The 12,287-nt window shown below is 64.0% G+C and carries 9 protein-coding genes; 2 read left to right on the top strand and 7 right to left on the bottom strand.

The annotated features are described in order from the left end of the window. Window positions 1-395 precede the first annotated feature (395 nt). From OU998_RS02360 to glmM, 5 genes are all read right to left on the bottom strand, one after another. Window positions 396-947, bottom strand: a complete 552-nt coding sequence (locus tag OU998_RS02360) for a DUF2939 domain-containing protein (protein WP_267515252.1) — start codon at window positions 945-947, stop codon at window positions 396-398. Between the two features lie 45 nt (window positions 948-992). Further along, on the bottom strand, window positions 993-1,604 hold the full coding sequence (locus OU998_RS02365; protein WP_267515253.1) for a DUF2939 domain-containing protein: 612 nt from the start codon (window positions 1,602-1,604) through the stop codon (window positions 993-995). A gap of 174 nt (window positions 1,605-1,778) precedes the next feature. Next, window positions 1,779-2,999 (bottom strand): NADP-dependent isocitrate dehydrogenase, encoded by a 1,221-nt coding sequence (locus OU998_RS02370; RefSeq protein WP_267515254.1) that lies wholly within the window; start codon window positions 2,997-2,999, stop codon window positions 1,779-1,781. Between the two features lie 129 nt (window positions 3,000-3,128). Beyond that, window positions 3,129-4,964: a DUF885 domain-containing protein gene (locus tag OU998_RS02375; RefSeq protein WP_267515255.1), complete on the bottom strand. Its 1,836-nt coding sequence runs from the start codon at window positions 4,962-4,964 to the stop codon at window positions 3,129-3,131. Window positions 4,965-5,228: 264 nt separating this feature from the next. Then, window positions 5,229-6,578 (bottom strand): phosphoglucosamine mutase, encoded by a 1,350-nt coding sequence (glmM, locus tag OU998_RS02380; RefSeq protein WP_267515256.1) that lies wholly within the window; start codon window positions 6,576-6,578, stop codon window positions 5,229-5,231. 165 nt (window positions 6,579-6,743) lie between these two features. Between glmM and glmS the strand changes: the two genes are divergently transcribed. Further along, window positions 6,744-8,558: a glutamine--fructose-6-phosphate transaminase (isomerizing) gene (glmS, locus tag OU998_RS02385; protein ID WP_267515257.1), complete on the top strand. Its 1,815-nt coding sequence runs from the start codon at window positions 6,744-6,746 to the stop codon at window positions 8,556-8,558. Window positions 8,559-8,598: 40 nt separating this feature from the next. Here the strand turns inward: glmS and OU998_RS02390 are convergent, their stop codons facing one another. Further along, complete coding sequence (locus OU998_RS02390; protein WP_267515258.1) at window positions 8,599-9,438, bottom strand: phytanoyl-CoA dioxygenase family protein; 840 nt, start codon at window positions 9,436-9,438, stop codon at window positions 8,599-8,601. A gap of 116 nt (window positions 9,439-9,554) precedes the next feature. Between OU998_RS02390 and OU998_RS02395 the strand changes: the two genes are divergently transcribed. Continuing rightward, window positions 9,555-12,059 (top strand): glycosyltransferase, encoded by a 2,505-nt coding sequence (locus OU998_RS02395; RefSeq protein ID WP_267515259.1) that lies wholly within the window; start codon window positions 9,555-9,557, stop codon window positions 12,057-12,059. Here OU998_RS02395 and OU998_RS17025 read toward each other — a convergent pair. Further along, the gene (locus OU998_RS17025) at window positions 12,052-12,273 is read right to left on the bottom strand and encodes a helix-turn-helix domain-containing protein (protein WP_420709782.1); all 222 of its coding nucleotides are present in this window, start codon (window positions 12,271-12,273) and stop codon (window positions 12,052-12,054) included. The two genes, OU998_RS02395 and OU998_RS17025, sit on opposite strands and share 8 nt — an antisense overlap. Between the last annotated feature and the right edge of the window lie 14 nt (window positions 12,274-12,287).

Consider the following 12,287-nt stretch of genomic DNA (forward strand, 5'->3'; position numbering starts at 1 on the left):
GCGGGAGAGGTGGCCCGGCGTCCGCGCAGCGGACCAGGGTCGGAGAGGGGAGTCTTGCTTGAACAACAAGACTTCCCCCATCGTCACGCGTGTCGCTTCGCGCCACGACGCGACACTTCCCCCGCAAGCGGGGGAAGGTCTGAGTGCCTGATCGCCCGCCTCCGCGCACAATTCCGAAAACAATCTTTCGGCGATTCAATCGCCTGGCTTCCCGAAAAGCCCATCGACCCATCACGCTTTCGAACGCCCGTATAATGGGCGCATGATCGCGAGACGTGACCACCGACTATGGACTTTTCACTAGGCGACGCCCGTCATCCTGACGCCCGCCGAAATTGCACTCTTTTGCATATTGCACCCGTTTTCGGGGGTGCAGTGCAATTTGGCCGGCGCCCCTAGCCCATCGGGTCGGGCGTCAGGTCCACCCCCGCCAGCTTCCAGCTCAACGGCCCCCGCCGCTCCAGGATCAGCACCAGGGCGTCGTCGGGCCGGTCGTCGCGGGTCAGGGTGACGGCGAAAGTATTGATCCCGCGATAGGCCCAGGACTGATGGATCCGCTCCTTCGGCGTCGCAGGCGTGTCAGACGCGGGGACCGGTCGCTCGGGCCGGGGCTTGTCGCCGGAGCGGACCATGGCCGCGATCCCCTCGGGCGTGACCAGACCGTCCACGGCCCCCTCGACCAGCGACGGCGCCAGCAGCATGCCCAGGGCGGCCATGGCCCGGTCGCCGCCCGTCCGCTCGCGGATCTCCAGCGCCGCGCGGGCGTTCAGCTCGGCCTTCAGACTGGTCCGAAAGGCGGGAAAGTCCACGGACCGCTCCAGACCGGCCACGTCGCCCGTCCGCGCCGCCCGGATCAAGGCCTGGGCGGCCACGAAGGGCGAAGCGAAACAGGCGGCCAGGGCCAGGCCCAGAATGGCCACGACCAGTCCGATGGCGATCTTCTTCATGGATTCTCCTTCAACCGAAACGCCGAGACGAGCCAGATGTTGCGCCTAGGGCGTCGCCACAGGTGCAACGGTCGGAGCCGAAGCCGGCGCCGCCCCGTCCGGCAGGCCGATCTGGACCAGCATCCACTCGAACGGCCCGCGCCGCTCAAAGGTGAAGACAGTGCGCGATCCGCCCTGGTCCTGGACCACCATCCGCATCCGGTTCACGCTCCAGTAGATCGGTCGGGGCCAGGGCTTGGGCGTCTCCGCGCCGACCGCCGGGGGAGTCGCCGCCGACCACTGGCTGGCGTAGCGGCCCTCGCCGCGCGTCAGGGCCGACACGGCGGCCGGCGTCAGATAGGCGTCAACGTCCGGCGCATTCAGGATCGGGTTGCGCTCCATCTGGCGTCTGACGGCGCCGATCGGGTCTTCCAGGAACGAGGGCGCCGGCGCCTGGGCCCGACCGCTCAGCTGCGGCCGCAGCGATTGGCGCACGGCCTGGAAGTCGATCAGCCGGGTCAGCCCCTGCACATCGCCGGCCTCCGCCGCCGACCGTATGGCGAAGAAGCCCACCGCCGGCGCCCCAAAGAAGGCCACGGCCGCCGCCAAGAGCACCAGGCCCACCAGATTGCCGAACTGCCGCTTCAAACCACGTCCCCCACGCTCGACGCCGATCATGCACGACCCTTGCTTCGACGCAACGAAAAGCCCCGCCGGATCGCTCCAGCGGGGCTTTGTGTTGTGGTCCTACCGCGCTTCGCGCTGCTTGAGGACAGTCTGTGTCCTACCGCGCTTTGCGCTGCTTGAGGACGTTCTGTGTCCTACCGCGCTTCGCGCTGCTTGAGGACGGGCTCAGCCGACGTCGGGCAGGGCGGCCTTCAGGTTCTCGGCGACCTTGTCGAGGAAGCCCTCGGTGGTCAGCCAGCCCTGTTGATCGCCGACCAGCAGCGCCAGATCCTTGGTCATGTGGCCGCTCTCGACCGTGTCGACGACGATCTTCTCCAGGGTGTCGGCGAAGACGTCCAGGGCCGAGTTGCCGTCCAGCTTGGCGCGGTGCTTGAAGCCGCGCGTCCAGGCGAAGATCGAGGCGATCGAGTTGGTCGAGGTGGCCTCGCCCTTCTGATGCTGGCGATAGTGGCGGGTCACGGTGCCGTGGGCGGCTTCCGTCTCCAGCACCTTGCCGTCCGGCGTCATCAGCACCGAGGTCATCAGGCCCAACGAGCCGAAGCCCTGCGCCACCACGTCCGACTGCACGTCGCCGTCATAGTTCTTGCACGCCCAGACGAAGCCGCCGGACCACTTCATCGCCGCCGCGACCATGTCGTCGATCAGGCGGTGCTCATAGGTCAGGCCGCGCGCCTTGAACTCGGCGGCGTAATGGGCGTCGAACACGTCCTGGAACAGGTCCTTAAAGCGGCCGTCATAGGCTTTCAGGATCGTGTTCTTGGTCGACAGATAGACAGGATAGTTGCGCTGCAAGCCATAGGCGAAGCTGGCGTGGGCGAACTCGCGGATCGACTCGTCCTGGTTATACATGGCCATGGCCACGCCGGCGCCGGGCGCCTTGTAGACTTCGTGCTCGATCACGGCGCCGTCTTCACCGACGAACTTGATCGTCAGGGTGCCGGGGCCAGGCATCAGGAAGTCGGTGGCCTTGTACTGGTCGCCGAAGGCGTGGCGGCCGACGACGATGGGCTGGGTCCAGCCCGGCACCAGGCGCGGCACGTTCGAGCAGATGATCGGCTCGCGGAAGACCACGCCGCCCAGGATGTTGCGGATGGTGCCATTGGGCGACTTCCACATCTTCTTCAGGCCGAACTCCTTCACCCGCGCCTCGTCGGGGGTGATGGTGGCGCACTTCACGCCGACGCCGTGCTTCTGGATCGCGTGGGCGGCGTCGATCGTCACCTGGTCGTCGGTGGCGTCGCGGTGCTCCATGCCCAGGTCGTAGTAGTCCAGCTCGAGATCCAGGAAGGGGAAGACCAGCTTGTCCTTGATCATCTGCCAGATGATGCGGGTCATTTCGTCGCCGTCGATATCGACGATGGGGTTTTCGACCTTGATCTTGGCCATGCGTGCGGTCCGCCTCTGAGCTTTGGGGAAAGAATATCGTGGCGGGGATATAGCCGGGCCGCGCGCCCGCGCAAACCCCGCCGTAGAGCCTGATCGGAGTCAAAACGATCAGGCTCTAGCTGACGATCTCTAGCCCTGGGTCGCGATCCAGCCGTCCACGATCCGCTCCAGCACCGACAGGGGCACCCCGCCGGCGGCCAGGGCCGTGTCGTGGAAGCCCTTCAGGTCGAACTTGTCGCCCAGGCTCGTCTTGGCCTTTTCGCGCAGCCGGACCCATTCGTTGTGACCGACCTTGTAGGCGCAGGCCTGACCCGGCCAGCCGCAATAGCGCTCGACCTCGGACACGGCGGCCCCTTCCTGATCGCCATAGGCCTCCATCATGTACTGGATGCCCTGTTCGCGGCTCCAGCCCTTGGAATGGATGCCGGTGTCCACCACCAGACGGGCGGAGCGGAACATCAGCGACTGGATATAGCCGATCTGACCCACCGGATCGTTCTCATAGGCGCCCAGTTCGTCGGCCAGCTGTTCGGCATACAGGCCCCAGCCTTCGACATAGCTGGAGAAGCCCAGCAGGTTCATCAGCTTGGGCGCCGCCGCGCTCTCCTGCTGCAGGCTGATCTGCAGATGGTGGCCTGGCGCCGCCTCGTGATAGGTCAGGGTCGGCAGGGTCCAGGACGGCCATTCCGCCGTGTCCTTCAGATTGATCCAGTAGATGCCCGGCCGCGTCCCATCCAGGCTGGGCGAGTTATAGTAGCCCATCGGCGCGCCGGCCTCGACCTCGGGCGGCACGCGCTTGATCTGGACGGAAGCCTTGGGCAGGCGGCCGAAGGCGCCGGGCAGACGGGCCTGCATATCGGCCATCTGATCGTTCAGCTTCTCGATCAGTTCGGCCTTGCCCGCGTCTGTGTTGGGATAGACGTATTTCGGATCCTGACCCAGAGCGCGGATCCGCTCCGCCACCGTCCCCTGGGTCAGGCCCTGGGCTTGCAGCAGCGCATCAGCGCGGGCGGACAGCTCGGCCATCTGGGCGCGGCCGGTGCGGTGGATCTCGTCGGCCGTCAGCCGGGTGGTGGTGATGAAGCGCAGGCTGTTGGCGTAATACTGCTGGCCCTGCGGCAGGCGACGGACCGAGGCCTCATGTCCCGCGCGCGGCAGGGCCGCCTTTAGCAGGGCGTTCTGGGCCGCCAGGGCGGGATAGACCTTCTGGTTCAGCAAGGCCTCGACCTGGGCGCCCCAATCTCCCGTCAGGCCCTTGGCCTGCGTCCGGTCCACCACCGAGGCCACCATGGGCGAGGCGGCGACGTCGGTGGCCAGTATGCCCTCCTGCTGAGCGATAGCCTTGGCCAGGATGAAGTCCGGCGGGATCACGCCCAGGCCATAGTCCTCGCGCAGCCGCTCGGTCTCGGCGCTCAGCACCTCGGCGAAGGCGGCGACGCGCGCCACATAGGCGTCGGCGTCGGCGGCGGTCTGGATCGTGTGCTGATTGGCCAGGAAGTCGGGCGTCGACTGATAGGCCCCGCCCTGCTGGCTGACCCGATAGGGATTGGGCCATCCGCCCTGGCCATAGGGTATGGCGAAGGTGGCGATCACCCCGTCCAGATTGTCGGCGATGGTGTCGTAATAGATGCCGTCCTGGGCATCCATCGACGCGCGGTCCAGGGCGGTCAGGGCGGCGCGCTGGGCCTTGGTGAAGGCGCGGAACTTCTCCTCGTTCTCCAGGGTCGAAGCGGTCAGCTGGGACTTGGCGGCGGCGCGCGCGCCATTGTCCAGGCCAAAGGCGGTCACGGCCTCAGGGCTGAGATCCAGCGTCTGTTCGAAGGCCTGATCCATGTAGGCGGCCAAAGCCGTCTTGGCCTGACCGGCGTCTCCGGCTGAGGCGGTCAACGCAAACGCCTGTCCATTGGCGGCGGCGAGGCCCGCGCCTGCGGCGGCGGACAGAAGAAGGCGGCGACGGTCGATCATGGAAGGCCCCAGCGAATATGTCTGGCGCCAATGGAGCGCCGGTCGTCGCGACCCGCAAGTGAAATCGCGGACAGGCAGGATCTGGGCTCACCTCCCTGTTCGCGAAGGCGAACGGGGAGGACAGGCGATCGCGTCAGCGAGCGCCAGGAGGGGGCGACTCGGTGTCTGAAGCTGGCCTAGTCATCACCACCGTCGGAGTCGCCCCCTCCTGGTCGCTGCGCGACCGGTCCTCCCCACGCGCCTTCGCGCGCGGGGAGGTGACAATCACCCCGCCGCCTTCACCGCCGCAGACACGTCCGACACCACCCGCTTGACCAGGGCCGCGTCATCGCCCTCCGCCATCACCCGGATCAGCTTCTCCGTGCCCGAGGGCCGGACCAGCAGCCGTCCCGAGCCGTTCAGCGCCGCCTCGGCCTCGGCGATGGCCGCCTTGACCTTTTCATTCTCGAGAGGCTTGCTGGAGGAGAACCGCACATTCTCCAGCCGCTGCGGCACAGGATCGAACTGGCGGGCCAGTTCGCTCATCGGCTTGCCGGAGTCCACCAGTACGGCCAGCACTTGCAAGGCCGCCATAAGGCCGTCGCCGGTGGTGGCGTGGTCGTGCAGGATGATGTGGCCGGATTGTTCGCCGCCGATATTGAACCCGCCCTCGCGCATCCGCTCCATCACATAGCGGTCGCCGACCTTGGTCCGCTCCAGCGTCAGACCCTCGGCCTTCAGCTTCCGTTCCAGCCCCAGGTTGGACATGACGGTGGCGACCACCCCGCCGCCGGTCAGCACACCGCGTTTGGCCCAGTCCAGCCCGACCAGGGCCATGATCTGGTCCCCGTCCACCACCTGGCCCTTTTCGTCGCAGATGATCAGCCGGTCGGCGTCCCCGTCCAGGGCGATGCCGATGTCGGCCCGGTAGCGTTTGACCGCCTCGACCAGGGTCGCCGGATGGGTCGAGCCGCATTCGGCGTTGATATTGGTTCCATTGGGGGTGACCCCCACGGGGAAGACCTCGGCCCCCAGCTCGAACAGGGTGGTGGGCGCGACCTTGTAGCCGGCGCCATTGGCGCAATCGACGGCGATCCGCAGCCCTTGGAGCGACAGCCGCTTGGGGAAGGCCTGTTTGGCGATCTCGATGTATCTGGCCTGGGCGTCGTCGATCCGCTTGACCCGCCCCAGCTTGTTGGACGGCGCCAGGCCCTGGTCCAGGCCGTCGTCCATCAGGGCTTCGATCTTCAACTCGATCTCGTCCGACAGCTTGTAGCCGTCCGGCCCGAACAGCTTGATGCCGTTGTCGGCATAGTCGTTGTGCGAGGCCGAGATCATCACCCCCAGGTCGGCGCGCATCGACCGCGTCAGCATGGCCACCCCCGGCGTCGGCACCGGGCCGAAGGTGCGCACGTCCATGCCCACCGAGGCGAAGCCGGCGACCAGGGCCGGCTCGATCGTATAGCCCGACAGTCGGGTGTCCTTGCCGATCACCACCAGATGGCGCCGGTCGTCGCCGGTTCGGAACAGTTTCCCGGCGGCCAGGCCCACGCGCAGCGCGACCTCGGCCGTCATCGGATAGGTGTTGGCGCGCCCGCGAATGCCGTCGGTGCCGAAATATTTCCTGTCGCCCAAGGCGTCATCCTTCGTTTCGGGTAACGTTCCGAAACCCCTTTTTTGATGCGGTCCGCCTTAAGATTGCATAGACGGCCGGTGGGGCTCGATGCGTGGCTTAGCCCCGGATCGCCGCTAGTGCAAAGCGGCGCCCTTCTGTTTCCTTCTTCCTCGGAGTTCCAGCCCATGTGCGGCATCATCGGCGTCACCGGCAATGGACCCGTCGTTCCCCGGCTGATCGACAGTCTGAAACGGCTGGAATACCGGGGCTATGACTCGGCCGGGGTCGCCGCCGTCGTAAATGGGTCGGTCGAGCGTCGCCGCGCCCAGGGCAAGATCCGCAATCTGGAAGCCGTTTTGGTCGAGGCGCCGCTGACGGCCACGGTCGGCATCGGCCACACCCGCTGGGCCACCCACGGGGCCCCGACCACCGCCAACGCCCACCCGCACAAGGCCGGCCGCGTCACCCTGGTCCACAACGGCATCATCGAGAATTTCGCCGAGCTGAAAGCGGAACTGGCCGCCGAAGGCCATGTCTTCGAAAGCCAGACCGACACCGAGGTCATCGCCCACCTGCTGGACGCTGAGCTGAACACGGGCCGTACGCCGCTGGAGGCCTTCAAGATCACGCTCGACCGGTTGACCGGGGCCTATGCCCTGGCGGTGCTGATCGACGGCGAGGACGATCTGATCCTGGGCGCCCGTCGCGGCAGCCCGCTGGTGGTCGGCTGGGGCGAGGACGAAATGTATCTGGGCTCGGACGCCCTGGCGGTCGGCCCCTTCACCCAGAAGATCTCCTATCTGGAAGAGGGCGACTATGTCGCCGTGACCAAGGGCGGGGCCCGGATGTTCGACGTCGCCGGCAAGCCGGTCGAACGGGCTGTGGTCCAGGTCTCGGCCTCCTCGGCCATGGTCGAAAAGGGCGAGTATCGCCACTTCATGGAAAAGGAGATCCATGAACAGCCCGACAGCGTCCAGCACACCCTGTCGGAATATCTCGATCTGGTGACCGGCACAGCCAAGACGAACAGCGTCGATTTCGCCGCTCTCGACCGGATCCAGATCGTCGCCTGCGGCACCGCCTTCTACGCAGGCCAGATCGGCCGCTACGCCTTCGAGAAGATCGCCGGTCTGCCGTGCGACGTCGAGATCGCGTCCGAGTTCCGCTACCGCTCGCCGGCGGTGTCGCCAAAGACCCTGGCGGTCGCCGTCAGCCAGTCGGGCGAGACGGCCGACACCCTGGCCAGCCTGACCTGGTGCAAGGCGCACGGGTTGATGACCGCTGCGGTGGTCAATGTCCACTCCTCGTCCATGGCGCGGGAGGCTGATGTGCTGTGGCCCACCCACGCCGGACCGGAAATCGGCGTGGCCTCGACCAAGGCCTTCACCGCCCAGGTCGCCGCCCTGCTGGCGCTGGCCGTGGCGGCGGGCGTGGCGCGCGGCCGGATCGATGCGGCCCAGGAGCACGAACTGGTCAAGGCCCTGTTCGAAAGCCCCCGCCTGATCGCCGAGGCCCTGCGCATGGACGCCAGCATCCGCGCGGTGGCCCACGACCTGGCCAAGGCCGACGACGTCCTGTTCCTCGGCCGGGGCGCCATGTTCCCCCTGGCCATGGAAGGCGCGCTGAAGCTGAAGGAGATCAGCTATATCCACGCCGAGGGCTATGCCGCCGGCGAGCTGAAGCACGGCCCTATCGCCCTGATCGACGAAGACACCCCCACCATCGCCCTGGCGCCGCTGGACGACGTCTTCGAGAAGACCGCCTCAAATCTGCAAGAGGTCGCCGCTCGCGGCGGTCCGGTCATCATGATCGCCCCGGAAAAAGCGCCCGATCCGCACGGCGCCGGCATCCGCCGCATCCACGCCCCGGACTGCCACCCCCTGATCGCGCCCCTGGTCTACGCCGTGCCGGTCCAGCTGCTGGCCTACTACACCGCCGTCCAGAAGGGCACCGACGTCGATCAGCCCCGCAACCTGGCCAAGTCCGTCACCGTGGAGTGAGGTGCTGGTTTGGCGAGCCGCTCCTCGCTAACTGCCGGCCTCAAGCGGCGACAGGCTGCAGTTCACCGCGCAGAGTGTGAGCGAGATAGGCGCGACCAGCCTTATCACGCACGACAGACTGCTGCGGAACGTCCGACGCACGCCAGTAGTGCACGACCAGACTGCTGCGAGTCCGCGAGAAATCCCTTATGGGCGAACCGCCGTGAATAAGCTGGCCGTGCCAGATGAAGACATCGCCAGGACCGCCCTGATAACGAATCAAGGGAAGCTGTAATTCCTCAATCTGAGCTTGCACATAGGCGCGGCAATCGGCGAATTCGGCATCGATGACGTTCAGGCGTCCATCGGAGAAACGGTAGGGCGCGATCTTGTGACTGCCGGGGTAGAAGAATATGGGGCCGTTCGTATCATCGACCGGGTCGAGAGAAATGCTTGCGGCAACCATGCTCTCATCATCGGGGGCGGGCATATACCAACTATCGATGTGCGCGTCTTGCTGGCTGCCACGTTCGAAATTCAAGGAGTTGCAGATCATAGGCTCGGACTGGAGCAATTCGCCCATGATCCGCTTCAGGCGCCGAGACAAGGCAACACTGCGTATGGTGTCGTCCCTCAAAAACAGATTGTTTAGCTTGTAAGCCTCCCCTCTTACTGTGAGGGGGGTATCGTTCATGGTGAAGCACTGACCAGCATAATCGCCAGTAATGACATCCACATTGTGCGGATTGCCCGAGGGATTCGCCCAATGCCACTCTACCCTATTGCGGACTGCTGTGATTTCTTCGGTTGAGATGGCCTTTTTTAGATGCAGATATCCTTGATCGTTCCACGTTTTACGCTGTGTGGCCGAGAGGGGCGAAAAAAACGGCAAATCGAACATCGAAAGCTCCAACTGCATCCATGCGCCGCAAAGGTTATCGCTGATCATAGCCAAACAATAGGCGGTTGTGTCGCGTCACAGGCCCTCTACAACGCAAACCATAACGCGTGAAGAGGATGCCCGTAACCGTGGTAAAGAATATGGAGGCCGGTTGGCTGGCGCGTGTTGGCGGCCTGTTTAGGAAGTCCAATGACACTGCTCTTCGCGAGAAGGGACGTGGCGCGCTTCGCGAGGGGCGAACGGATGAGGCAATTGAGGCGTTTCAGCGCCATTTGGCGCTGCGTCCTCGTGATGGACAAACTTGGGTTCGTCTCGGAAATGCGCTCAAGGACGCCGGGCGTTATGATAACGCCGAGGTCGCCTACGAAAAGGCCTGCAAGATTAGACCCCGTTCCGCTCACACTTGGTTGCAGCGGGCCCATCTTGCCCGTTTCAGCGGCGACCGAGAGGGAGCTGCGGCCTATTTTCGACGTAGCTTCGAACTGGACGGAAACGCTGAGGCAGGACGGGAGTTGTTGCGACTTTCCGATTCGGTAGAGGGCGCGTCCGCCCCTCCCTCCCTTGTCGGCTGTATCGACGGTCTAACGGCGAATTCAATCTTTGGCTGGGTGGTCGATCCGGACAGTCCCGATGTTCCGGCCAAGATCGAGTTTCTGCAGGCCGGGGTCGTGGTCGGATTGGGCCAAACTTCTATCGCGAGGCCGGATGTCCATGCGGCGGGTTACGGTGCAACTCATGCCGGATTTCGCGTCGCACTGAATGCTCATTACCGGGGCGATAAAGGACCAGTGATTGCCCGATTGTCAGAGAGCAAACGCCCATTGGTCAATTCGCCGTTCCAGCCTGCTGAGGACGACCATGTCTCTCTGTGGCTGAAGCGTTGGCAGGTGGTTGACGCCGATACACGTGCGGAGCTTCGACGACTTTTCGATCAGGAGACAGAGGGGCTGTCTCTGTCGATAATCATGCCGATCTATAATCCGCCGATCAATTGGCTGAAGCAGGCGCTGGACAGTGTGGTGGGGCAGTTCTGTAGCCGATGGGAGCTGATTTGCATTGATGACGCGTCTCCTGACCCCGCAGTCATGGGCGTACTGTCTGCATATGCGGCAAAGGATCGACGCATAAGAATTCTACAGATGCCCAAGAATGGAGGAATATCGAAGGCGACAAACGCTGGCCTGAAGCTAGCAAAGGGCGACTACGTCGCTTTCATGGATCATGACGACGCTCTCGAGCCCGAAGCGGTTTATCGCATGCTGGAAACAGCTCGTGGAGGTTATGATCTAATATACAGCGATGAGGTTCTGACAGGGGCAGATATCGAGGAGATCCTCGAAGTTGTTGCTCGACCGGCCTTTTCCTACGACTACTACATCTCGCACCCGTATTTTGTGCATTTGATCGCGGTTAAACGATCGCTGGCTAAACGCGTGGGCGGGCTGGATCCCTCCATGTCAATCTCGATGGACGTAGATTTTGTCCTCCGCGTCCTTGAGGCGGCAATTAGCGTGGCTCACATTCCCGCACCCCTATATCGTTGGCGGACGCACGAAAATAGCGCCGGGCACGCTAAGGTGGACGCAGTCATGGCCGCGACTCGCGGAGCGCTGGAACGCCATCATGAACGTTTGGGTCAAAGCGTGGAAGTGTCTGACGGATTGACGTTTAACACCTTCCGCCACGATTTCCCGCTTAAGGGGCGGACATTGATCATCGTGCCGACCAAGGATCGACTGGATCTAATCAAGCCTTGCGTCGACTCCCTCTTGGCCACCACCTCCGCAGATATCGTGATTGTGGATCACGATTCCGTCGATCAGGAAGTATTAGACTATTTCTTGAGTCTACCTCCCCGCGTCCGGATTCAGAAATTCTCTGGCCCGTTCAATTTTTCGAAGATGAACAACGAGGCTGTCAGCGCCCTTGGTGAAGGTTATGACGCCTATCTGTTCGCCAACAACGACTTGGAGGCGATCGAAGCCGGTTGGTTGGAGCATATGCAGGGAGTGTGCCTGCGTGAGGATGTCGGCGCGGTCGGCGCTCTACTGCTCTACTCCGATGATTCCATCCAGCACGGCGGCGTGGTTTTGAACGTCGGCGGTCCGGCCGAACACGTCTACAAGAATGAGCCTTCGTGCATCGGAAACATCCGGCACCCAGGGCATATCAGTGGTTTAGTGTCCGTCCGGGATTTCATGGCGGTCACGGGCGCCTGCCTGATGGTGCGCGCCGATATATTCCATCAAGTCGGAGGCTTCGACCCGCTTCTGGCGGTCGGCTTCAACGACATCGACTTGTGTCTGCGTATCAAGGAGGGCGGCCACAAAGTGCTCTTTGACGGCCATGCCATGCTTTACCATCATGAATCTGCTACGCGGATGAAGTCGAAGCAACTGCGGCACCCAGAAGACACAGCACTTATGATCGGCCGGTGGAGAGATCTTCTGAATGCGTCTGATCCCTATTTCAGCCCGTTATTCGGTAATCGCGCGCCTGCGAAGCACTTTATAGCCAATCCTATCGATCCTTACGCACCTGCTCGCGCCTGGACTCGCCGCAGAAGCAAGATGAAGAAGCATAGGACAGGTCGGGTTGCTCCGCCTATTGCGGTCATGTGAGCGACTCGAATGCGTCGGGGTTGTGAGGCGAGGAACTCTGCGGTCGGGTAAAGTCTGACGCCTTGCGCAGTGCGGCGGTGTCCGACAGTAGAGTCACACCCCTTCGCACGCGGATCGCCCCGGCCGTCTGAAGCTCCCCGCAGGCAGTCGAGACGCCGGCCCGGCGAACGGCCAGGAGATCGGCGATGTCGCTCTGGCGCGGCGGGACTTCCATCTGACGTAACCCCC

Origin of the sequence: Brevundimonas sp. SL130 (genome assembly GCF_026625805.1) — a bacterium.
In the GTDB taxonomy this organism is placed as follows: domain Bacteria; phylum Pseudomonadota; class Alphaproteobacteria; order Caulobacterales; family Caulobacteraceae; genus Brevundimonas.

Coding starts and splice junctions, on each gene's coding strand:
- OU998_RS02375 (WP_267515255.1), bottom strand. CDS start 4,964: ATGATCGACCGTCGCCGCCTTCTTCTGTCCGCCGCCGCAGGCGCGGGC.
- OU998_RS02395 (WP_267515259.1), top strand. CDS start 9,555: ATGCCCGTAACCGTGGTAAAGAATATGGAGGCCGGTTGGCTGGCGCGT.
- OU998_RS02365 (WP_267515253.1), bottom strand. CDS start 1,604: ATGATCGGCGTCGAGCGTGGGGGACGTGGTTTGAAGCGGCAGTTCGGC.
- OU998_RS17025 (WP_420709782.1), bottom strand. CDS start 12,273: ATGGAAGTCCCGCCGCGCCAGAGCGACATCGCCGATCTCCTGGCCGTT.
- OU998_RS02370 (WP_267515254.1), bottom strand. CDS start 2,999: ATGGCCAAGATCAAGGTCGAAAACCCCATCGTCGATATCGACGGCGAC.
- glmS (WP_267515257.1), top strand. CDS start 6,744: ATGTGCGGCATCATCGGCGTCACCGGCAATGGACCCGTCGTTCCCCGG.
- OU998_RS02360 (WP_267515252.1), bottom strand. CDS start 947: ATGAAGAAGATCGCCATCGGACTGGTCGTGGCCATTCTGGGCCTGGCC.
- OU998_RS02390 (WP_267515258.1), bottom strand. CDS start 9,438: ATGTTCGATTTGCCGTTTTTTTCGCCCCTCTCGGCCACACAGCGTAAA.